Origin of the sequence: Enterobacter cloacae complex sp. 2015409 (assembly GCF_041365315.1) — a bacterium.
GTDB lineage: Bacteria > Pseudomonadota > Gammaproteobacteria > Enterobacterales > Enterobacteriaceae > Enterobacter > Enterobacter pseudoroggenkampii.
The window spans coordinates 567,789-590,117 of the sequence record NZ_JBFTVM010000001.1; the positions used below are offsets into that span (position 1 = coordinate 567,789).

At 58.3% G+C, this 22,329-nt stretch carries 15 protein-coding genes and 1 tRNA gene; 5 read left to right on the forward strand and 11 right to left on the reverse strand.

The window, feature by feature from the left end; translation table 11 throughout:
* Positions 1-105 precede the first annotated feature (105 nt).
* The 6 genes from ACDO57_RS02570 to ACDO57_RS02595 form a co-directional block, all read right to left on the reverse strand.
* Positions 106-181: transfer RNA gene (locus tag ACDO57_RS02570), tRNA-Asn, on the reverse strand.
* 164 nt (positions 182-345) lie between these two features.
* Entirely contained in the window at positions 346-2,535 is a 2,190-nt protein-coding gene (locus ACDO57_RS02575; RefSeq protein ID WP_370883490.1) for a TonB-dependent siderophore receptor, read from the reverse strand.
* A gap of 26 nt (positions 2,536-2,561) precedes the next feature.
* Positions 2,562-3,887, reverse strand: coding sequence for a lysine N(6)-hydroxylase/L-ornithine N(5)-oxygenase family protein (locus tag ACDO57_RS02580; protein ID WP_370883491.1), 1,326 nt, complete (start codon positions 3,885-3,887; stop codon positions 2,562-2,564).
* Positions 3,884-5,626 (reverse strand): aerobactin synthase IucC, encoded by a 1,743-nt coding sequence (iucC, locus tag ACDO57_RS02585; RefSeq protein ID WP_370883492.1) that lies wholly within the window; start codon positions 5,624-5,626, stop codon positions 3,884-3,886. The genes ACDO57_RS02580 and iucC overlap by 4 nt, the downstream gene beginning before the upstream one ends.
* The gene (locus ACDO57_RS02590; RefSeq protein ID WP_370883493.1) at positions 5,623-6,570 is read right to left on the reverse strand and encodes a GNAT family N-acetyltransferase; all 948 of its coding nucleotides are present in this window, start codon (positions 6,568-6,570) and stop codon (positions 5,623-5,625) included. Before ACDO57_RS02590 ends, iucC begins: the two co-directional genes overlap by 4 nt.
* Positions 6,570-8,312 (reverse strand): IucA/IucC family siderophore biosynthesis protein, encoded by a 1,743-nt coding sequence (locus tag ACDO57_RS02595; RefSeq protein ID WP_370883494.1) that lies wholly within the window; start codon positions 8,310-8,312, stop codon positions 6,570-6,572. The genes ACDO57_RS02590 and ACDO57_RS02595 overlap by 1 nt, the downstream gene beginning before the upstream one ends.
* Before the next feature lie 138 nt (positions 8,313-8,450).
* Here ACDO57_RS02595 and ACDO57_RS02600 point away from each other — a divergent pair, with 138 nt between their 5' ends.
* Complete coding sequence (locus ACDO57_RS02600; RefSeq protein ID WP_370883495.1) at positions 8,451-9,662, forward strand: MFS transporter; 1,212 nt, start codon at positions 8,451-8,453, stop codon at positions 9,660-9,662.
* Here ACDO57_RS02600 and mtfA read toward each other — a convergent pair.
* Positions 9,659-10,456: a DgsA anti-repressor MtfA gene (gene mtfA / locus ACDO57_RS02605; RefSeq protein WP_061714832.1), complete on the reverse strand. Its 798-nt coding sequence runs from the start codon at positions 10,454-10,456 to the stop codon at positions 9,659-9,661. The genes ACDO57_RS02600 and mtfA overlap by 4 nt on opposite strands.
* A gap of 216 nt (positions 10,457-10,672) precedes the next feature.
* Between mtfA and ACDO57_RS02610 the strand changes: the two genes are divergently transcribed.
* The 3 genes from ACDO57_RS02610 (at position 10,673) to ACDO57_RS02620 (ending at position 13,339) form a co-directional block, all read left to right on the forward strand.
* Complete coding sequence (locus tag ACDO57_RS02610; protein ID WP_370883496.1) at positions 10,673-10,819, forward strand: DUF2256 domain-containing protein; 147 nt, start codon at positions 10,673-10,675, stop codon at positions 10,817-10,819.
* Positions 10,816-12,345, forward strand: coding sequence for a cryptochrome/photolyase family protein (locus tag ACDO57_RS02615; RefSeq protein WP_370883497.1), 1,530 nt, complete (start codon positions 10,816-10,818; stop codon positions 12,343-12,345). Before ACDO57_RS02610 ends, ACDO57_RS02615 begins: the two co-directional genes overlap by 4 nt.
* 94 nt (positions 12,346-12,439) lie before the next feature.
* On the forward strand, positions 12,440-13,339 hold the full coding sequence (locus ACDO57_RS02620) for a LysR family transcriptional regulator (RefSeq protein WP_061714834.1): 900 nt from the start codon (positions 12,440-12,442) through the stop codon (positions 13,337-13,339).
* Here the strand turns inward: ACDO57_RS02620 and ACDO57_RS02625 are convergent.
* From ACDO57_RS02625 to ACDO57_RS02640, 4 genes are all read right to left on the reverse strand, one after another.
* Complete coding sequence (locus tag ACDO57_RS02625; RefSeq protein ID WP_248165102.1) at positions 13,314-14,102, reverse strand: substrate-binding domain-containing protein; 789 nt, start codon at positions 14,100-14,102, stop codon at positions 13,314-13,316. The two genes, ACDO57_RS02620 and ACDO57_RS02625, sit on opposite strands and share 26 nt — an antisense overlap.
* Positions 14,099-15,412, reverse strand: a complete 1,314-nt coding sequence (locus ACDO57_RS02630) for an MFS transporter (protein WP_048990635.1) — start codon at positions 15,410-15,412, stop codon at positions 14,099-14,101. The genes ACDO57_RS02625 and ACDO57_RS02630 overlap by 4 nt, the downstream gene beginning before the upstream one ends.
* Positions 15,413-15,693: 281 nt before the next feature.
* Complete coding sequence (fumA, locus tag ACDO57_RS02635; protein WP_048990634.1) at positions 15,694-17,343, reverse strand: class I fumarate hydratase FumA; 1,650 nt, start codon at positions 17,341-17,343, stop codon at positions 15,694-15,696.
* Between the two features lie 55 nt (positions 17,344-17,398).
* Positions 17,399-18,907 (reverse strand): anion permease, encoded by a 1,509-nt coding sequence (locus tag ACDO57_RS02640; RefSeq protein WP_073961501.1) that lies wholly within the window; start codon positions 18,905-18,907, stop codon positions 17,399-17,401.
* 608 nt (positions 18,908-19,515) lie between these two features.
* Between ACDO57_RS02640 and ACDO57_RS02645 the strand changes: the two genes are divergently transcribed.
* Positions 19,516-22,296 (forward strand): flavocytochrome c, encoded by a 2,781-nt coding sequence (locus ACDO57_RS02645; protein WP_370883498.1) that lies wholly within the window; start codon positions 19,516-19,518, stop codon positions 22,294-22,296.
* Positions 22,297-22,329 lie beyond the last annotated feature (33 nt).

Here is a 22,329-nt window from a genome sequence, read left to right on the forward strand (position 1 = left end):
TTATGGTGCTGCAAATGAAGGGTCTGCCTGACGAGAAGCTATCTTGAGCTAGCGTGGGAATAATGAAAAGCAAAAAGCCTGCTTTAAAAGCAGGCTTTTCAAATTTGGCTCCTCTGACTGGACTCGAACCAGTGACATACGGATTAACAGTCCGCCGTTCTACCGACTGAACTACAGAGGAATCGTGTGAACGAGGCGCATAGTAGCGACCTCGGTACGCCTTGTCAAAGGGTGAAAACGCACTTTCCGTTCGTTTGCCGACAATTTCAGCAAATCGCTGATTTTATGGCAAATTCGCGTTGAAATTACACAACAAAATGCGCCGCCCGCAGGCGGCGCACAGGATCAGAACAGAACGGAGTAGTTCAGACCAAAGGTACGTCCGCGGCCTTTGTAGGTATACAGACCCGGTGCACCGTAGGTTGGGCTATACAGCCCCGGTGCGCGCTGGCCCCAGGCGGTGGTGTAGTCTTTGTCCAGCAGGTTTTCCACGCTGAAGCTGACTTTACCCACCGGCAGGGCGTAGCTGCCCAGGAAGTCGACCGTGTTATAGCCATCGATCTTCTTGCCGTCGGAGTCTGACACGTCAAAGGTCTGCGTGCTCTGCACGCGCAGGGTCCAGTCGCCCGGCGCCCAGTTGACCCACGCGCTGGCTTTCGACGGGCTGGCGCTGTCGACCGTCAGCTTCTCCCATTTCCCGTTTTCGCGGGTTTCAGACTTAATGGCGTTAAAGTTCGCGCCGGTGCTCCAGTCGCTGTCGGTGAAGAAATAGTCCACCTGACCTTCCACCCCGTAGATACGACGCTTGTCGTCTTCCAGGTTGATGGTCATGTCCGTCTTGTTGATGGTGATGGTTTTATCCGAGAGCGAGTAATACGCCGCAACCTGCGTGCGCAGGTTATCCCCGGTGTAGCGCCAGCCCAGCTCATAAGCGTTGACCTTGATACCGTCCAGCTTCGAGTCGTTCACGTTGACGCTGTTCAGCAGGCGATAGTGACCGTTGCTGAGCTGATAGGTCCCGGAGCCGTAGTACTTCGCCAGGTCCGGAATTTCGAAGCCCTGGGAGAAGTTAAACCATACCTGCTGCTGTTCGGTCAGGCGACCGAGGATCCCGGCGTTAAACAGGAAGTTGTTGTAATCGGTTTTCCCGCCCGGCACCGCGTCGGCGGAGGTCGCTTTCCCGGAGGCGATGGCCTGCTGCTGGGTGTAACCGACAAAGTCGTCCACCTTGTTCTCGGTGTACTGGTAGCGCACGCCGCCGCTCAGGGTGATGGCGTCAATATCGTAGCTGGCCTGCAGGAACGGGGCGAGGTTGGTGATGCTGTAGCCCGGGTAGCGGCCCACGTTGTAGGCGTTATCCAGCTCCATGCCGCCGCTCGCTGCAGCTTTGCTCAGGTTAAAGAACTGCTGGTTGGCGTCGAAGGTTTCGTGGTCGGCATCCATACCCCAGGTCAGCGTTAAATCGTCCACCGGCTTGCTGTTTAGCGTCAGCTTGCCGCCGTAGAAATCTGTTTTCTGCTGCGACGCGCCGATGCTGCTCACCACGCCTTTGGTCAGGGTCGGGAACGGATAGTAGGTCAGGCTCTCGTCGCGATAGTAAATCTGCGCGACCAGATCCTGGCCCCAGAAGTCGGTATTGGAGTACTGCAGGTTGATCAGATGGCGCTCGGTACCCGGCACGCGGTCAGAATCGAGGTTACCTTTGTTGTAGGCGGTCGCATCCCCCGTTACCGCCGAGAAGTTCTTCCCGAGATACAGCCCATGCTTGCCGTCGGACTCGCTCTTGTAGTACTGCGTCGTCAGTTGCAGCTGCTGGTGATCGTCAATGTTGATGGTGCCTGTGCCCATCACATCAATACGGTCGGAATACTGGAGGCCGGTCTGGGTGTTATCAATGATTACCTCGTCGCCGTTGCCGTCATACCAGCCGCCGTAGCGCTGATACGACACCGACAGACGACCGGAAGCGTTGTCGTTGCCGCCGCTGACCGCTGCCGACACGTTCTCATCGTGGTCGTTGTGGCTGTTAAATCCGCTCTTTGTCCCGGTCTGGAACTCAACTTCGGTTTCCGGCTGGCCTTTTTTGGTGACGATGTTCACCAGGCCACCGGTGCTGCCGCCGCCGTAGAGTGAGGTGGCACCGGAGATGACTTCGATACGGTCAATGTTGAACGGATCGATAGAGTCGAGCTGGCGGCTGTCGCTGCGGGACGAGTTCAGGCGCACGCCGTCCACCATCACCATCATGGAGCGGCCGCGCAGGTTCATGCCGTAGTTGGTACGTCCCTGGCTGCTGACGTCCATGCCCGGGATCAGCTGCGCCAGCACTTCTTTAATCTCTTTCCCGCCCTGAACCTGCTGCTCAATTTCAGCCCGCTCAATGACCCAGGTGGTCTGCGCCATCTCCGCCACGCTGCGGTGCGCGCGGCTGGCGGAGACAACGATATTTTCTTCCTTTTGTTCTTCCGCCCACGCAGAGGTAGAAAGCATTGCAAGCAAACAAGGATTTAAAACCCAAAGATGAGAACGTTTCATTGTTATATTGACCCTGATTGTGTGTGTCAGTACTCGGTGGTTTTTGCTAATGATTTAAAAACCTGACTGTTCTCCGGGCTGGTGGTGCTTCGCCAGTGGATAACGCCAGGAGTGGTGGCCAGCTCAAACGGCTCGTCGGCGTGCGCGCGATTCAGAATTCGCGCCGCGCGCCAGGCCATCAGGCTGAGCTGGGGTTCGGCAATGCCGAGACGGTGCATCCCGGCATTCACGGCGAACAGGCGGTTGCTCTGCGGACCGTCCCATTCGAGAGTGAAATCGTTGTTGATGCAGAAGGCTTCGTCCGAATCCAGATGCAGACGGTGAGACAGCGGCGCGAGGAATGCAGGCTGCACGGCGCGATAGCCGGTGGCAAAGATCGTCACGTCGCTCTCCAACTGCTCGCGACCGCCGTCGAGGTGATGCTGAATGCTCAGACGATGCCCGTTTTCCTGGCGCGTCAGGGACGTCACCGAGCGGGACGGCAGGAGATGCGCCCAGGGTTTTTCACGCAGCACTTCGAAGCGGTGGTACATGGCGCGGTAAATCGCCAGCAGGGACTCGGTGGTGATGCCGTCGGAGGTCATCTTCTGCTCGTGCAGCATCTGACGACGGGCCTCTTCCCCCAGCGTGGAGAAGCTGTCCACGTACTCCGGCGTGAAATACTCGTTAGCAAAGGCGGCTTCATCCAGCGCGTTGTAGTTGTTGCGGCGCGAGACCCAGTTCAGGCTCAGCGGCTGGCCCCATTCACCGCGGAAAATATTCAGGAACAGGTCGGCGCCGCTCTGGCCACCGCCGACGACGGTGACGCGCTTGCCCGTAAGATCCGGCGTGCGCAGCATCATCTCGCTGGCGTGGAAGCAGGTATCGTCCTGCAGGGTGACGCAGTCCGGCAGGTTGATCTGCTTACCGATCCCCACGCAGACGTGGCGTGCCAGGAAGCGGTCGCGCTGGGTCACCACCTCAAACAGGCCGTTTTTCTCATCAAAGCTCACCTGCTGCACCTGCTGGCTAAAGGACAGGTTAGTGAGGTTTTCCGCCGCCCAGCACAGATAGTCCGCAAACTCCTCGCGGGAAACGGTGCGCTGCTCGGTGGTCAGGAAGCGATAGAACTTTTTGCGCTGCACCAGGTAGTTCAGGAAGCTGTGGCGGTTGGTCGGCTCCACGGCGCTGACCAGATCCTTCAGGAAGCTGGTCTGCATGTGGCAGTCCGGCACCATCATGCCGGGGTGCCAGGAGAAGTGCGGTTTACGCTCAAGAAACAGCGAACTAAAGCCGTCCAGCCCTTCCGCCAGCGCGGCGATGCTGAGGTTAAACGGGCCAATACCAATGCCGATGAAATCATAGGTTTTCATTGCGCTGACTCCCGGGAGGCGAGAAAAAGAGGGTTATCAAGGTCGGTAACGTAGTTCGGCAGCATGCGGCTGCCGCCGTCGTGTTCGGAGAAGGTCAGTTTGACCGGGTTGAGGATCACGCGAATAATCTGCGGCTTAAACAGGTCGAACTTCGCGAAGCGCTCAGCAAGCTCGGGGTGCGCGGCCATATAGCGGTGCAGCACCCCGGCGAGGATCTGATAGAAACGCGTTTCGCTGACGCCGCTTTGCAGCGTGAGTCGCGAGATAAAGCGCAGCACCGTCACAAAGTTGCCGGTTTGCAGGTCGTGAATAATGTAATCCGCGCTCAGGCGCGCCGTGACGGCCTTCACCTGCTCCGGCAGGCTCTGCGCCTGCGGGAAATCCTCATCCACCAGGCGCATATCGCCCTGGAAATCTTTCAGCAGGATGCGCTGCGGGACGTAGTCCTTCATCACCAGCGTCACGTTCTGGCCGTGGGCGATCAGCGCCACGCCGTAGCGGCAGAGCAGGTGATAGAACGGGATGACCGATGCCTCAAACAGCTTTTCCAGCCACGCGTCGGCGCTGAGCCCGGAACGGTTGATCCACGCGTCGATCAGCGCACACCCGTCGTTATCGGTTTCCATCAGCGCCGCCATCAGAACCGCCTGTTCGCCGTCCTGCAGATAGCAGGACGGGTTCTCGCGCCAGATCACTCCCAGCATCTCCTGGTAGCGGTAGGGCGCTTTCGGCAGCGCCGCATAGCCCGGATGCGACAGGTATCCGGCGGCGGGTTCGCCAAGCACCTGCGCGCCAGAGCGGACAAGCGTGGCGTCGCTGGCGAACTGCTGCTGTAGCCAGCGCGAGGCCAGCGGTCCGGCGGCAATGTACTTGCCCGGAATACCGCGATAGCAGGATGTGTTGTAGATGGTCAGCGGGAGCTTGATGTCAAACGGCGCGCGACGGCTGGCGTTGGTGAGCGTGCGCAGAGACTGCTGCGCCAGGTACTCATCGCCAAACTCGCCCAGCTCAACCATCTCACCGCGCGCCAGCTGCGCCAGGAAATGAATGGCGATCTTCTGCTGCCACTGCCACGGGTGCAGCGGCACGGGCAGCCAGCCGTCGTCAAGACCCAGCGCCTGCCAGAGGGCGTCAAAGCGGGCGCACTCGGCCTCATCCATGGCGCTAGCCAGCAGGGTGCTGATATCGCAATCGCCGTCGCTGCTCCAGACCAGATGCTCCCGCTGAACGGCAACCCAGTGCAGACGAAAACGTCCGCGATACTCAGGCGCGTACTGACGCAGCGCGTCCAGACCCCAGCCGCGGCGGCCTTTGTTGAAAATAAACTTCGGGTGACCGCGCATCAGGCACTGTAATTCGTCCGGGTCGAGATGGATCAGCGCGTCCGCGTCCAGCGCGTCACGCGCCTGCAGCAGCTGTATGTCGCCGCGCAGCGTGGCGTAGAGATCTTCCATGTGCTCCGCCGTCTGCGCGTCGCTCATCTCCAGCACCGTTGCCAGCTGCAGCAGCGCGCTTTCCGCTTCGACGGCATCGCCGCTGGCAGTGGTCAGGCTGTCCGGGTCGATATGCAGCCAGCCCCAGATCCCGCGCGCGGCGCGAAACTGCCAGGACTCGTTGCCCATGGTGATGCGCCAGCCGTCCGACGAAACCGGCTCGGCGCGCAGGGTGCGTTCATACTCCAGCTCGGCGAGGATCTTCGCCACCATCTCACGGTTCACTTTTTCCCAGAGCGCGTTCACAGGCCCACCTCGCTGAAGAAGCGGTGACGCTGGCTCATAATGAGGCGCGAGCGCTTGTGCGGGAAGTCGAACTCTTTCACCGTGTCGAAACCGGCAGAGTCCAGATGGCGGAACAGGCGCTGGTTGTCGAAGCGTGGCTCGGCAACAATCCGTGTGGTGCGCGGTTCATCCAGATACAGATAGTGGCTCAGACCGCGCAGCCAGCTGCGGATATACTGCGCACCGCGCCAGTTTTCTTCGCCCACCAGCATGTGCAGCCCGCGGTCAAACGGCTGCCAGCGGTAGTGGCGGCCAATACGGTCTTCCGCCGCCCAGTAGAGTTCAAAATAGCCGAACGGCTGGTCGTCGAAGCAGCCGATAACCGGGTAACAGTAGGTCGAGTCAAGCTGACGACGCAGGTAGCTTTCCTGCTCGGCCTGCGGGCCCGCCATCTCCCAGAAGGCGTTCACGCGCGGGTTGTTCATCCAGCGGGTAAAGCGTTCGCCGTCCAGCGCCACGTCGGCGACGCGGAAGCTGAGGGTGCGCTTAATTTGCGGATCGTAACGGCGGTACACTTCGCCCTGCGGGCGGCGAGGGCGCAGCGGGAAGTACAGCTGACGGCTCTCGTCAAACTGCATTCCGCCGCTCGCCTGAAGTCGTTCGCCTTTCAGCCACAGCGGCAGCTGCCAGAAGGCGTCACGCGCCAGATAATCCCCATGGGACAGGCCAAACAGCGCCTGCGCCTGGGGTTCATCCTGCCAGTCCGCCCAGGGTAACGTAATGCCGGTCAGCGCGGGGGCGGCCACAAACAGCTGATCCAGGGCTTCCACCAGCCAGCCGTCCGGGATCCCCTTCAAACGCTCCAGCACCGCGCTGCCGTCGAGACCCAACGCCAGCGGCAGGGTGCGATCCGTTGCGGTGCAGTGAAAGCCGTAGCCGGAATGGACGATATTCGCGATAGCCATCACGCCTTCTCCTTGTAGAACGGGTTGCTAAAGTCGAAATAGATCACCGCCGGATCGGCGATGGTGTTTTCATTGCGATCGTGCAGGTAGCAGAAGAAGTTGCCTTTGCAGTTCCAGGTCGGGCTGTCTAGCACGTAGTCGAGGCAGCGGGTCTGCTTCGCCGTGCGGCGCAGTTCCGCCAGCGCGTCGCGCACCCGGGACATCAGGCTCTCCTCGCTGTCAAAACCGGCGGCAGCAAGGGCGGCGGTAACGGCAAGGGTAGAGTTCAGCAGCAGGTAGTAAGGGAAGTAGCGCAGCAGCTGGCTCTCGCCAAAGCGGTTTTCCACCTCCGTTTCGCCAGCCTCTTTCAGCCACGCGTCGGCGCTTTCGGTCCACGCGCTGCCCTGGCAGTCGCGATAGATCAGCCCGACCGGGAAATCCTGCTGCATCTCAACGAGGATATTTTGCTGGTGCGCCAGCAGGACCAGACCGTAGTCCGCTTCGGCGCTGAACAGCGGAAGCAATACGCGGTCGCAGTAGGCGTCCAGCCAGCAGCGGGCGGCCTGGGCGAGCGGTAAATCAAGACGCTGACTCAGACGGCGCACCGCCGCGGCGAGCAGGCTGTCACCGCCGTCCGGCGCGGCCTGCGTCAGGCTCACCAGCACGTTGGTCTGGGTGTCTGGCGTATCGAACAGCAGATTAACGCGCAGGGCCATCAGGCTCTCTTCCTGAATGACGCCGCTGTCATCGCGCAGTCCCGCCCAGCCGTCTTCCTGCATCACGCGCATTGTCGGGTAGCGCGCCTGCAAATCTTGCCAGCGTTCCGTTTTCGCCAGGCGCGCCAGGCGCATGCCGCGCTTAACTTCCTTCACCGACAGCGTGCGCACGGAGTTGGTCAGACGCACGCTGAGGGAAAACTTAATCATGTCGCTGTTGGTCTCGCTGTACAGCGAGCGGGAGGAGCTGGTGGGCAGCCACTGTGCGCCCGCCTCACCCAGGTCCTGCAGTGAACCGTCTTCCGCCAGACGCTGGCACCAGTCCTGCTCCAGCAGATAGTCGGCCTGCCACGGGTGCATCGGCAGCAGCCAGCGGGTGTCCGTGAAGTGGCCGAGCAGCTCGGGCGCGCTCTGGGCCGCAAAGCGCAGCAGACGCTCACGCAGGGAGACGTTCAGGCTGTCGCCGGCAACGAGCGTGCTCTCAACGGCAAACCAGCGCAGCGGGAAGCGGGAGGCGAAATCGGGCAGATAGCGACGCGCCTCGGTTTCGTTGAACGGCTCGTGCGACTTCGGTGCCGGATGAAACGCATGGCCGACCAGCAGCGCCTGTTCCGCGTCGGCAAACGTCAGAGGCTTATCGCGCAGGGTTGCCCAGCGGTGGCGTAAATCAATCGCCTGCCAGGTGTGGACATGGCTTTCGAGAACGCGTTGCTTAAAACGCGCCAGCGTATCGGCATCCAGCGAGCCTTTTACGGACGGTTTTTCAAGAATTAAATCAACCAGTTGACCGAATGTGACGGCGTCACCGTTATCACTATTGCTCTGAATAAGCGTTGCCGGGAAGCGGTACTGATGATGCTGGGTAGGAGAGAAATAGCGTACCGGCACCCGAAGCGCCTGGGTTTGGGAAAGCGGGATATGAATCTCAGATAGCGCATCCGCATCGTTAGCGGAGAGATAGCGCCAGTCCTTCGTTTCGCGCAACAGGGCGTTTAAAAAACACTGGGCTGCAACGTCTGTACCGGCGGCGCGGAGCAGAGCACGCATAGATGTACCTCATTCCATGATTGATAATAATTCTCGTTATGATATTCATTCTGTTTACAGTCGCAACCATTTTTGCAATATTTGTTTTCATAAACTTCATAATTTCCACACATTTATTGACACTATGTTCACATTCTCATGCGCACTGACTCTGAAATATTGACCGAAAACGTCACCTCAAAAGCTAACTGGCCCCTGGCGCTATCTGCGGGTTTACTGGGCATCGGGCAAAACGGCCTGCTGGTGATGCTCCCGCAGCTGGTCACCCTGACCGGGCTGTCACTCTCGGTCTGGGCTGGGCTGTTGATGTTTGGGTCCATGCTCTTTTTACCGGCATCACCCTGGTGGGGGCGTCAGAGCGAGCGGAAGGGGTGTAAGTCCGTCATGCTGGCCTCGCTAAGCGGATATCTGGCCAGTTTTGCCGTGATGGCGCTGGTAGTCTGGGCGATGGCAGCCGGGAGGCTGGATACGGTCTGGGGGCTGGCGGGGCTTATTTTCTCGCGCCTGCTCTACGGACTGACGGTCTCGGGGCTGGTGCCTGCGGCCCAGACGTGGGCGATTCAGCGTGCGGGACTGGAGAAAAGAATGGCGGCGCTGGCGACGATAAGCTCCGGCCTCAGCTGTGGGCGTTTGCTCGGCCCACCGCTGGCGGCGCTGATGCTCAGCGTTAATCCGGTGGCGCCGCTCTGGCTGATGGCGGTTGCGCCGCTTATCGCTCTGCTGCTGGTGCTTCGCGAAGTCGCTGACCCGCCGCTGCCGCCGGTAGCCCACCAGGCAACCCGCCTGCAGGCCTCCATGCTGCCGTTCCTGCTGCTGGCGCTGCTGCTGGCGGCGCTGGTGAGCCTGATGCAGATTGGCCTGTCACCGCATCTTAGCCCGTTGCTGGACGGTAACGCCCGGGAGATCAGCCATCATGTCGCGCTCCTGCTGAGCCTGGCCGCGCTGGCCACGCTCGCGGCACAGTTTCTGGTGGTCCGCCCGCAGCATTTCAGCCCGGTGACATTGCTCTGCATCGCGGCGGTGCTGATGGTGGCAGGGCTTGGGCTGATGTCTGTTGCCGGTTTAATGTTGTTCTACGTGGGGATTGTTATCACGTCACTCGGGGCGGCGATGGCCACGCCGGGCTACCAGCTGCTGCTGAACGACAGGCTGACCACTGGGAAAGGGGCGGGCGTCATCGCCACCAGCCACACGTTAGGTTACGGCGTCAGCGCGCTGCTGGTGCCTGTGGTGACGCGTTTTTACGGGGAGCAGTCTTTAACGGTGGCCGCATGGGGAATGGCGGTGTTGTTTTTAGCCCTGAGCATAGGGGTACGGTCAACCGAGCGGACCCCTGTTGAAAAACCTTAATGGATCTGGCGGGAGGTATGGCCGCCAGACTCCTCATGTTGCCGCAGACGCTGCAGGGGATCCTGCTGATAAAACTGGCAGAAACGCTGCCACAGCGCCGGGAAGCGGGGCGCGAAAAGCTCGGGCGCGCTGAAGAAATACTCCGAGAGCACCGCGAAGCATTCGGCCGGGTCGGTTGCCGCATAGGCGTCAATGCTGGCCGCGCTTTCGCCGACCAGGTCTATTTCATCCTGGATGTTATCCATCGCCGCGTGCAGGTCGTGCTCCCAGCCCGCCACCTCGCGAAGCGGGATCAGCGGTACTCCGCTGGCGCGATCGCCGTTGCGGGTGTCCAGCTTGTGCGCCACCTCATGGATAATCAGATTAAAACCGGAGGCGTCGAACGAGTCCTGAATATCGAGCCAGTTGAGGATAATCGGCCCTTGCTGCCAGCTTTGTCCGGACTGCACCACGCGCTGGTTGTGCACCAGCCCGATATCGTCCTGCCATTCGTCATCCACCACGAACGGCGCTGGGTAGATAAGTACTTCGTGGAAACCGTCCAGCCACTCAATGCCGAGCTCAAGCACCGGCAGACAGAAAAGCAGGGCGATGCGGGCGTTTTTCAGGGGATCGAGTTCGAAACCCTGCAGTGGCACCAGGCGTTTTTGCTGTAAAAAACGATCCGCCAGTTGAACCAGTTTCGATTGTTCATCCGGTTTAAGATTAGCCAGAACAGGGATCGTCAGTGCGTCATCCCATGGCAGCGCCATATCCCGGCCAGCCTCATTCGTTTTCCAGGGCCACTTTATCATCGCTTTGCTCGCAAACTCGTCACTTGAACAAAAATGGGAAAGTCAGGTTCGGTTAAGATGCCAGAAAATCGCTCACTGCGACAAACCCAGCCTGAATAAACTATCATTTCGTACGTAGCGGTGGGTAGCGGTTTGCGGGCATCACCTTCATTTTGTGAAGTCTGTCGTGGCCTTTATCCGCAGGTGGGGTGAATTAATCAGTGCGGTATTGAAAAGATGAGCGATTTCAACGGTAACAAGCAGGACCTGCCCAGTCGACTGTGTGTGCACTGCCAGCGGCCCATGACGTGGCGCAAGAAATGGGCGAAATGCTGGAATGAGGTTAAATACTGTTCTGAGCGTTGCCGCAGGAGCCACCGTTGACCGAGCTGCGTCTGATCCTGGGCGATCAGCTTAATCCGCATCACAGCTGGTTTGATACCTCCAGTCCGAACATCATTTACGTGATGCTGGAACTCCGGGCCGAAACCGCCTATGTGCTTCATCACGCCCAGAAAGTTATCGCTATCTTCGCCGCCATGCGTGCGTTTGCCTCTGCATTAAAGGAGAAGGGGCATCGGGTGAGGTATGTCCGACTTTCTGACAGCTCAAACCGCGGCGCGCTGGAAGACAATCTCAACGCGCTTGTCGCGCATTACGGCGCTGGCAGAGTGACATGGCAGGAGCCCGACGAATGGCGTCTTGATACGCAGCTGCAGGCGTGGGCGAAAACGGTCTCCGTTGAAACGGCCTGCGTCAGCAGCGAGCATTTTTTCACCACTCGGGAACAGGTCAGCGCGTTCTTTGCGTCACGCAAAAGCTGGCGAATGGAGTACTTTTACCGGGAAATGCGTCGTCAGCACGGCGTACTGCTGACCTCAGCAGGCGAGCCGGAAGGGGGGAAATGGAATTTCGATGCTGAAAACCGCAAGCGCTGGTCCGGCGAGCCTCCCGCGCCGGTGGACGCGCGTCCCTGCCACGATCGTTCCGCCTTATGGGCTGAGATACAACGCTGCGGCGTAAAGACCTTCGGCGAACCGCAGGCCGACAATTTTCGCTGGCCGCTCAACCGTGCGGAAGCCAAAGCCAGGCTGGATGATTTTATCACGCACGTGCTCCCGCAGTTTGGAAACTGGCAGGATGCGATGCACGCGAAGGAACCTTTTCTTTTCCACTCGTTAATTTCATTTGCGCTGAACGCTAAAATGCTGAATCCGCGGGAAGTGGTCGCGGCCGCCCAGCAGGCGTGGCGTTCGGGCCACGCGCCGCTGCCTGCCGTTGAAGGGTTTATCCGACAAATTCTCGGATGGCGGGAGTATGTGCGCGGGATCTACTGGTCGCAGATGCCGGGCTATCGGGAGCTGAATGCCTTAGATCAGCATGCCCCGCTGCCGGACTGGTTCTGGACGGGCAAGACGCAGATGCGCTGCCTGGCGCATGCCGTTGGGCAGTCGCTCACCGAGGCTTACGCCCACCATATCCAGCGCCTGATGGTCATTGGCAACTTTAGCCTGCTCAGCGGCCTGTCGCCGCAGGCGGTCCATGAATGGTATCTGGGAGTCTATATTGATGCCTTTGAGTGGGTGGAGCTGCCCAACACCCTCGGCATGAGCCAGTTTGGCGATGGCGGGTTACTGGCGAGTAAACCCTACGTGTCGAGCGCGTCATATATTCATAAGATGAGTAATTACTGTCAGGGGTGCCGGTATCAACACAACCAGCGTACCGGAGAGCAGGCCTGCCCCTTCAATGCCCTTTACTGGGACTTCTTTGCGCGCAATAAGGCGCGTCTCGGTAACAATCCCCGCCTGGGCATTGTCTTTAAACAGCTAGCGGACATGACGGAAGAGGATCGGCAGGCCATTGCAGATCGCGCCGGGTACGTCCGCCTGCATCTCAACGACCTCTGAGCGGTATTTCAACGCCTGGGCGGTTGCGGCAGGTCAATAAGACGCTATTATTTTTGACTTTGTTGCGTATTCCCTGACAGGACATCCAGACGCTATGCCCGTGAATTTTGACCTTAACGATCTTTATGCTTTCAGAGCGTTAGTGGAATACGGTAACTTCCGTGTCGCCGCTGAATCTATCTGTTTATCCCAGTCGGCGCTGAGCCGCAGGATTGAAAAGCTGGAAGCCGCGCTGGGAAACAGGCTGTTCGATCGCACCACCCGCCGCGTGGCGCTGACGCTCTACGGACAAAACTTTGCCGAGCGCTCCGCGCAGCTGCTCGACAGCGTTGAGTCAATGCTGGCGGATGTCGATAAGGCCAGCGAAGAGCGGACGGGGCTGATCACGGTTGCCACGGTCCCTTCCGCGGCCTGTTACTTTATGCCTGACGTGATCCGGCGTTTTCAGTCTCGCTATCCGCGCGTTCGCATTAAGCTCATCGACAGCAGCGCGGGCAATGTGATTGACGCCGTGGCCCGCAGCCAGGCGGATTTTGGTATCTGCTTTGCAGGAAACCTGCCGTCTGAAATCGAATTTTTCCCGCTGGTGGAGGATGTCTATGTGGCGGCGTGCAGAAAGGATCATCCGCTGGCGCAGAAGAGTCACCTGAGCTGGAAGGCGTTTTACCAGCAGGATTATATCTCCCTCGATAAAACGTCAGGCAACCGTAACCTGCTCGATCGGATGCTGGGGGATATTGTTCCCGAGCGCCCCAGCGTCTGTGAAACACGCCACGTCACCACGATGCTCGGTATGGTAGAGGCGGGGATCGGCATCGCTGCCGTCCCCGCCATGTCGATGCCGACTTCAGAGCACACGCTGCTGACGCATCTGCCGCTGGTGGCGCCGGAAGTGAAACGCACCGTGGGGCTTATCCGGCGCCGGGGGCGCATCCAGTCTTACATTGCGGCTGAACTGGAAAAGCAGATCACCGAGCAGTATCGCCGGACGTAACGGGGATCATCCCCGTCTCCGTGATGACGGCCCTTGAGGGCGGTGAGGCAAGATAGGTCAACAGTGCTTTCCCCTCCTCGGGATGTTCTGCATGGCGGGTAACCGCGCCCGCGAAGCGCGTGATGTATTGCAGACTATCAGGGATTTTGCCGATAAAGGTGACGCCCTGAACCGGCAGCAGTTCGCTGACCTGCTGGAAGCCCACGGCGTATTTTCCTTTCGCCACTTCTGAGGCGACCGGAATACGCTCGACCTTTGTCGCTTTACCCGCCACCTCTTTTTCTATTCCCAACTTTTTGAATAATGCCTGGCTGACGTACCTGCCGCTGGCGCTGTCAGAGTAGGCGATGGAGCTGGCCTGCAGCAGCGTTTCACGCAGTTTCGCGTCGCTGCTGATATCCGGTACTTTCGCTCCTTTTTTTACCACCATGCCAACGGGAGAATCCGCGAGTTCCGTTCGCGAACCCGGCTGGGTCTGGCCGGCTTTTTCGAGCTTCTCCAGCGCATCGCCCACCATAATCACCACGTCGGCCTTCTCGCCGCGCGCCAGTCGGTTTGGGATCGCCTGCGGCGTATTGCCCATTGAGGGGCCGGGGATGATCACAATTTTATCCCCGGTCCGGTGTTCATATTCCGGGGCCAGCTTTTCAAGGGCGGCTTTAAAACCGCCTGAGATCATCACCTTCACGTCCTGGGCAAAGGCATTGACGCTCAGGAACGTCAGCGCCAGCGCGCTGGCGGTATAGCGATAAGTGCGTTTCATACTGCCCCCTCTGACTTGACGGTGTTTTGCAGCGATACCGCGCGGCGGCGGTAGAGGTAGAGCGTTGCCAGCAGGGCACATACCGCAGCGAAGCTCATCCAGTAGCCCGGCGAGGCTTTGTCACCGGTGTATTCAATCAGCGCGGTGGACATGACCGGGGTAAAGCCGCCAAAGACCGCCGTTGCCAGGCTGTAAGCCAGCGAGAAGCCCGCCACGCGCACTTCAGCCGGCATAATTTCCGTCAGAGCCGGGATCATTGCGCCGTTATAGAGGCCGTAGAGGAAGGAGAGCCACAGCAGCACGCTCAGCATCATCGAGAAGCTGGGCGCGCTCGCCAGCAGCGTCAGGGCCGGGTAGCTGGTCGCCAGCGCCAGCAGGGTCATGGCAATCAGCACCGGCTTGCGCCCGAAACGGTCCGACAGGGCACCGCCCACCGGCAGCCAGATGAAGTTAGAGATCGCCACCAGCAGCGTGACCAGCAGGCTGTCCGAGGCGCTCAGCATCAATACCTTTTTGCCAAAGGTGGGGGCGTAGACGGTGATTAGGTAGAACGCGGTAGTGGTCATCGCTACCATCAGCATGCCCGCGACCACCACTTGCCAGTTGCCAAGCAGCGTTTTAAAGACCTGACGCATCTCCAGATGATGGCGGCGCGCGCTGAACTCTTCCGTTTCCTCCAGCTTGCGGCGCAGGAAAAAGATAAACGGCACGATTAAACAGCCGAACAGGAACGGGATGCGCCAGCCCCATTCGCGAATAGCGCTCTCCTCCATCAGGGCATTCAGGGCAAAGCCCATCGCCGCGGCGACCATAATGGCGACCTGCTGGCTACCGGACTGCCAGCTGGTGTAAAACCCTTTGCGGCCCGGCGTGGCGATTTCGGCCAGATAGACTGAGACGCCTCCAAGCTCGGCACCGGCGGAAAAGCCCTGCAGCAGACGGCCCGTCAGCACCAGCAGCGGCGCCCACAGGCCGATGCTTTGATAAGAGGGGATAAGCACAATCAAGAACGTCCCCGCCGCCATGATGGACAGCGTGACGATCAGCCCCTTTCTGCGCCCCACTTTGTCGATATACGCGCCAAGCACGATCGCGCCGATTGGACGCATAAGAAAGCCCGCGCCGAAGACGGCGAAGGTCATCATCAGCGACGCAAATTCACTGCTCGCCGGGAAGAACGTGTGGGCGATGTAGGTGGCATAGAAGCCGAACAGAAAGAAATCGAATTGCTCAAGAAAGTTGCCGGACGTCACGCGAAGTATCGCGCCCGCCTTCGACCGTACGGTTGCAGGTGAGGTTGAGGAAAACATGGTTATCTCCAGTTTATTGTTGACGTTTTACGCGTCTGTTTCTGAAAACTGGATCAGGATGAGGAAATAGATAAGCGCAAATGTCGCATCGGCTGATGCATTTTTTGCATGAATATTATTCGCCGGACAAATACAATTAATGGCAACAATAACTTAACAACTAATTGATTTTTTATTCACCTAATGTGGCTAAGTGGCTGATATCTCGGTTTTGTGACATAACGCAGACGCAGAGTAACCAGTTACCGCCGGGCAGCGTTGCGCCGCCCGGCATCTCATACTCAGCGCTGTGAACAGCCTTTACACTGCTGGTTCTGGATCTGCTGGAAGAAATCGTTGCCTTTGTCATCCACCAGGATAAACGCCGGGAAGTTCTCGACTTCGATTTTCCAGATGGCTTCCATTCCCAGCTCCGGATAAGCGACGCATTCCAGGCTCTTGATGCTGTTTTGCGCCAGCACCGCCGCAGGACCGCCGATGCTGCCCAGGTAGAAGCCGCCGTGCTTATGGCAGGCGTCGGTTACCTGCTGGCTGCGGTTGCCTTTCGCCAGCATGATCATGCTCGCGCCGTGTGACTGCAGTAAGTCCACATACGAGTCCATACGTCCCGCCGTGGTCGGGCCGAGTGAGCCAGACGCGTAGCCTTCCGGCGTTTTGGCCGGGCCAGCGTAGTAGATCGGATGATCTTTGACGTACTGCGGCAGTTCCTCACCGTTATCCAGCAGCTCTTTCAGCTTCGCGTGGGCGATGTCGCGCGCCACGATGATGGTACCGTTCAGCGACAGGCGGGTAGAGACCGGGTGAGCGGAGAGCTGTGCCAGGATCTCATTCATCGGCTTGTCCAGATTGATGCTCACCACGTCGCCTTCACCCTGCTGGCGTAGTGATTCAGGAATGTACTGGCCCGGGTTGTGCTCCAGTTTTTCAATCCAGATTCCATCGCGGTTGATTTTCGCTTTGATGTTGCGGTCCGCGGAGCAGGAGACGCCCATGCCGATCGGACAGGAGGCACCGTGGCGCGGCAGGCGGATCACGCGGATATCGTGGGCGAAGTATTTACCGCCAAACTGCGCGCCGAGGCCGAGGTTCTGTGCTTCCTGGAGCAGCTCCTGTTCCAGCTGAACATCGCGGAACGCCTGGCCGTGTTCGTTGCCTTCGGTTGGCAGCGCGTCGTAGTAGCGCGTGGAGGCCAGCTTCACGGTTTTCAGCGTGCTTTCCGCTGACGTACCGCCAATCACGAACGCGATATGGTAAGGCGGGCAGGCCGCAGTTCCCAGAGTGCGCATCTTCTCAACCAGATAGTTTTTCAGCTTTGCCGGGGTGATAAGCGCTTTGGTTTCCTGGTAGAGATAGGTTTTGTTGGCAGAACCGCCGCCTTTCGCCATGCACAGGAATTTGTATTCGTCCCCGTCCACGCTGTAGAGATCGATCTGCGCGGGCAGGTTGGTGCCGGTATTGACCTCTTTATACATGTCCAGCGCCGCATTCTGCGAGTAGCGCAGGTTATCTTCAATGTAGGTGTTATACACGCCCTGGCTCAGGGCCGCTTCGTCACCGCCGCCGGTCCAGACGCGCTGCCCTTTTTTACCCATGATGATAGCGGTGCCGGTATCCTGGCAGGTCGGCAGCACGCCCTTGGCCGCGATTTCGGAGTTGCGTAGGAACTGAAGGGCAACGTACTTGTCGTTCTGGCTGGCTTCCGGGTCGTTGAGGATGGCGGCAACCTGCTTCTGGTGGGAAGGACGCAGCATAAATGCGGCATCGTGGAAGGCCTGCTGCGCCAGCAGGGTCAGCGCTTCGGGCTCCACTTTCAGGATCTCCTGGCCTTCGAACTCGGCAACGGAGACGTGCTCTTTGGTCAGCAGGTAGTATTCGGTGTCGTCATGCGAAAGAGGGAAGGGGTTCTGGTAGATAAAGGGTTTGTTTGACATAGCGTATTGCTCCACAAAAATAAAACCGCCGGAGAAGAAGTCCGGCGGTCAGGAATCAGAACATCATGGACATCCACGGATAACCAATCAGCAGCAGGGCCGCCAGGAAGATGGCACCGAAGATGGTGCCGAGGCGCCAGTAGTCTTTGGTTGGCAGGTAGCCGCTACCATAGTAAATCGGGCTTGGGCCAGTACCGTACGGGGTGATGATCCCCATCACGCCCAGCGAGGTCACCATCAGCAGAACAAACACTTCCATATTCATGCCCGGAATGGTGGAGGCGATGGTCAGCATCGCTGGCAGCAGCGCCGTGGTGTGCGCGGTGGTGCTGGCAAACAGGTAGTGCAGCAGGTAGAACGCCAGCAGCAGGACGATGGTCGCCACGCCCGGAGAGATACCGCTCATCAACAGACCGCCTTCTTTGCCTAACCAGCTGATAAAGCCGGTAGAGGAGAGGCCATCCGCCAGCGCAACCAGGGTCGCGAACCAGACGAAGGTGTTCCACGCCGCTTTGTTACCGGTGATATCGTTCCACTCCAGCACGCCGGTCCACAGCATCAGGCCGACGATGAGCAGGGCAGCCATAGCGGGTTCAATCCACGCGGCGGCGAAGATCCACATCAGCAGCGCGCAGCACACGAACACCAGCAGCAGGATTTCATTGCGGGACAGTTTGCCCAGTTTTTCCAGCTCACGGGTCGCCCACAGCGGCACTTCGTTGTTCACCTTCACTTCTGGTGGGTAGAACCAGTAGGCCAGCAGCGGCATGGCCAGAATCAGCAGGATACCCAGCGGCAGGAAGGCGAGGAACCAGGTGCCCCAGGAGATATCAATCCCAACTGTACTTTTCACCAGTGCCAGAGCCAGCAGGTTTGGCGCGAGGGCGGAGAGGAACATTGAACTGGTGATACAGGCCGCGGTGATCGCCACCCACATCAGGTAAGAACCAATCTTACGCGCGCTTGGGTCGTTCGGTTTTGAACCGTACAGCGGCGGCAGGTTAGCGATAATCGGGTAGATGGTCCCGCCGCTGCGCGCGGTGTTGGATGGGGTGAACGGTGCCAGCAGCAGGTCAGCAAACGTAATCGCGTAACCGAGCGTCAGGCTGCGACGGCCAAGGTATTTCACCAGAATCAGCGCCAGACGGCGGCCGAAGCGGGTTTTGTCATAGCCTGCGGCGAACATAAAGGCACCGAAAATCAGCCAGACGGTAGAGTTACCAAACCCGCTCACCGCCCACTTAAAGGAGGCGCCTGCCAGCTTGAATTTCGGGTCAGCCAGCTGCTCAGGGCTGAACAGCACCCACTGGCTGCACAGGGCAATGGCGACCACGCCGGTCAGACCGATCACCGCACCCGGCAGGGGTTCGAAGATCAAACCGACGATCACGCCGACGAAGATGGCGAAGTAGTGCCATGCGTAAGGAGGCAGTCCTTCCGGTACCGGAACAAACAGCAGCAGTACGGCGACGACGATGGGTAACGCCATCATCAGCAATCGTTTTGCGTTTCCATTTGATGCCTGGTTCGCCACAGGGGGCGTTACAGCAGTTTTTGTATTCATAGTTTCACGTCTTAAGTTGTCAAAAATTCGGCTGCACTGAAAAACAAAATCACTTTCTTAAGTTTCTTTGCTTTTTTTAGTTATTAAAGATGCTGTTTTGTATTTTCAGTAATAGCAATTTAACGCTTTTATTGAGGCGCTAAATTAAAAAATGATGATGTTTTTATATTGCGCTTTTGGATGCCATAACTATTGATCGGGATCAAAAAAACAGAATTGCAGCGTTATTTTTATGCTTTTATTAATAACCACTCAGGCGTATGTGGGTATTACGTATTTTATGAGTAAATTTTATCATTCCTGTAACATGTTTACCTTTTGTTATTTTTCATTGCATTGATTTTAAACGGTTTTTATGTGTTATGGTGAAATGGTTTTACCATTAATCATTTAACGAATTTTAAATTATTGTGAATGACTGAATTACATTCGCTAACACCAATGTGTTATTTGTGTTATTGCAGGGATTAAATAGTTTTTTAACTAACGTAATAACTTTAGAAGCTAAAAAAATCATTATATTAATATCATGGCATCGGCAAATAACGACGAACTAAAAAACCAATCCGATAACGAATTCTTAATTTTTAAAGTTTGGAGTTTCTATTATGAGCACTAACGAACGCATTCTTAGCCCCTTCACATTACCGAATGGTACTGAACTGAAAAACCGTTTGTTAATGGCCCCTATGACCACCTGTACCGGCTATTACGACGGCACCGTTACCAGTGAACTGGTGGAGTACTATCGTGCCCGTTCCGGCAGTATCGGCACCATCATTGTGGAGTGCTGCTTCGTCGACGATCTCGGCCTCGCCTTCCCGGGCGCAATCGGTATTGATAATGACGAGAAAATTGTCGGGCTGGCGAAAATCGCAGAGGCCATTAAGTCCAAAGGCTCTAAGGCTCTGCTGCAGATCTACCACGGCGGCCGCATGGTTGACCCAAAACTGATTGGTGGCCGTACCCCGGTTGGCCCGAGCGCCGTAGCTGCGCCGCGTGAAGGCGCCGCAACGCCAGTTGCTCTGACCGCTGAAGAAGTGGAAGGCATGATCGGCAAGTTTGGTGAGGCCGTGCGCCGCGCCATCCAGGCCGGTTTCGACGGTGTGGAAATCCACGGGGCGAATACCTATCTGATTCAGCAGTTCTATTCGCCAAACTCTAACCAGCGTGACGACGAGTGGGGCGGCAGCCGCGATAACCGCGCGAAGTTCCCGCTGGCGGTGCTGGATATCACCCATAAGATGGTGCGCCAGTACGCGGACGACGCGTTTATTATTGGCTACCGCTTCTCCCCTGAAGAGATGGAAATCCCGGGCATCCGCTTTGACGACACCATGTACCTGCTGGAAAAGCTGGCGGCTCGCGGCGTGGACTACCTCCACTTCTCCGTCGGCGCGACCCTGCGTCCTTCCATTGTTGACACCCAGGACCCGACGCCGCTTATCGAAAAATACTGTGCGATGCGTTCTGAAACGCTGGCTCAGGTACCGGTGATGGGCGTGGGCGGCGTGGTGAATGCCGCCGATGCCAATGAAGCGCTGGACCACGGTTACGACCTGATTGCCGTTGGCCGTGCCACCATCGCTTACCCGGACTGGACCGACCGCATCGCGGCCGGGGAAAACCTGGAGCTGTTTATGGACAGCACCCAGCGCGAGGCGCTGAACATTCCTGAGCCGCTGTGGCGCTTCTCGCTGGTGGAAGCGATGATCCGCGACATGAGCATGGGCGAATCGAAATTCAAACCGGGCATGTTTACTGAGAAGGTGCAGGACGACGCGAACGAGCTGGTGATTAACGTCAGTCTGGAAACGGACCGCATTGCAGACATCGAGCTGGCCTCTGGCCCGAGCGAAGACGTTGAGTTTGTCACCAGCTTTGAAGAGATCCGTACCCGCATTCTGGATGCCAACACCCCGCACGTGGATGCCATCACCGGCGCAACCAGCCAGAGCGAGGCGGTGAAGAAAGCGGTCTCTAAAGCGATGCTGAAATCCAGCAAAGCGCTGGCCGCGGAAGAGGGCGTTGACCCGAACGAAACCCGCAGCGTGGACGTGGTGGTTGTCGGCAGCGGCGGCGCCGGTCTGGCGGCGGCGATTCAGGCGCACGACGAAGGCGCGAGCGTGCTGATAGTTGAGAAAATGCCAACCATCGGTGGCAACACCATTAAAGCCTCTGCCGGGATGAACGCCGCAGAAACCCGCTTCCAGCGCGTGAAGGGCATTCAGGACAGCAAAGAGCTGTTCTACCAGGAAAGCCTGAAAGGTGGCGGCAACAAGAACAACCCGGAACTGCTGCGCCGCTTCGTTGAGAACGCGCCACAGGCGATTGAGTGGCTGGCAACCCGCGGCATCATGCTGAACGACATCACCACCACCGGCGGGATGAGCATTGACCGTACCCACCGTCCAAAAGACGGCTCAGCGGTCGGCGGCTACCTGATCAGCGGCCTGGTGCGTAACGTCAACAAACGCAACATTGAGGTGATGCTGGATACCTCCGTCAGCGACATCCTCTTCGAAAACGGCGAAGTGACCGGCGTGCGCCTGACCACCGAAGAGAACGAAACCCTCACCGTGGCAGCGAAAAGCGTGATTGTCGCTACCGGTGGCTTCAGCGCTAACAGCCAGATGGTGGTGAAATACCGCCCTGACCTGGAAGGGTTCGTTACCACCAACCACAAAGGGGCGACCGGCGGCGGCATCGCGCTGCTGGAGCGTATCGGGGCAGGTACGGTTGATATGGGCGAGATCCAGATCCACCCAACCGTTGAGCAGAAAACCTCGTACCTGATTTCCGAATCCATCCGCGGCGGCGGGGCGATTCTGGTCAATCAGAAAGGGGAACGCTTCTACAACGAAATGTCGACCCGCGATAAAGTCTCGGCGTCAATCATCGCCCTGCCGGAGAAATACGCTTACATCGTCTTTGACGAGCATGTACGCGCCAAAAACAAAGCCGCGGATGAGTACATCGCTAAAGGCTTCGTGACCAGCGCCAGCTCGCCAAAAGCGCTGGCGGAAGCGCTCGGCATGGATTACCACGCTTTCCTGGCGACCCTGGAACGTTACAACGGTTTCGTTGAAAAACAGCACGATGACGACTTTGGACGTACCACCGCGCTGCGTGCGCCAATCAATGAAGGACCATTCTACGCCATTCAGATTGCACCGGGCGTGCACCACACCATGGGCGGCGTGACCATCAACACCGAAACCTGCGTGCTGGACAGCAACCACAACGTGCTGCCAGGTGCGTTTGCGGCCGGTGAAGTGGTCGGCGGGATCCACGGCGGTAACCGTATCGGCGGTAACGCGGTGGCAGATATCATTATTTTTGGTACCCTTGCAGGACATCAGGCGGCTCTGCGTTCGAAAAAGAGGTAAGGCACCTGCTATGTAGGCCGGATGCGCGCAGCG

Coding starts and splice junctions, on each gene's coding strand:
- ACDO57_RS02575 (WP_370883490.1), bottom strand. CDS start 2,535: ATGAAACGTTCTCATCTTTGGGTTTTAAATCCTTGTTTGCTTGCAATG.
- ACDO57_RS02580 (WP_370883491.1), bottom strand. CDS start 3,887: ATGAAAACCTATGATTTCATCGGCATTGGTATTGGCCCGTTTAACCTC.
- ACDO57_RS02590 (WP_370883493.1), bottom strand. CDS start 6,570: ATGGCTATCGCGAATATCGTCCATTCCGGCTACGGCTTTCACTGCACC.
- ACDO57_RS02595 (WP_370883494.1), bottom strand. CDS start 8,312: ATGCGTGCTCTGCTCCGCGCCGCCGGTACAGACGTTGCAGCCCAGTGT.
- ACDO57_RS02600 (WP_370883495.1), top strand. CDS start 8,451: ATGCGCACTGACTCTGAAATATTGACCGAAAACGTCACCTCAAAAGCT.
- mtfA (WP_061714832.1), bottom strand. CDS start 10,456: ATGATAAAGTGGCCCTGGAAAACGAATGAGGCTGGCCGGGATATGGCG.
- ACDO57_RS02610 (WP_370883496.1), top strand. CDS start 10,673: ATGAGCGATTTCAACGGTAACAAGCAGGACCTGCCCAGTCGACTGTGT.
- ACDO57_RS02620 (WP_061714834.1), top strand. CDS start 12,440: ATGCCCGTGAATTTTGACCTTAACGATCTTTATGCTTTCAGAGCGTTA.
- ACDO57_RS02625 (WP_248165102.1), bottom strand. CDS start 14,102: ATGAAACGCACTTATCGCTATACCGCCAGCGCGCTGGCGCTGACGTTC.
- ACDO57_RS02630 (WP_048990635.1), bottom strand. CDS start 15,412: ATGTTTTCCTCAACCTCACCTGCAACCGTACGGTCGAAGGCGGGCGCG.
- fumA (WP_048990634.1), bottom strand. CDS start 17,343: ATGTCAAACAAACCCTTTATCTACCAGAACCCCTTCCCTCTTTCGCAT.
- ACDO57_RS02640 (WP_073961501.1), bottom strand. CDS start 18,907: ATGAATACAAAAACTGCTGTAACGCCCCCTGTGGCGAACCAGGCATCA.
- ACDO57_RS02645 (WP_370883498.1), top strand. CDS start 19,516: ATGAGCACTAACGAACGCATTCTTAGCCCCTTCACATTACCGAATGGT.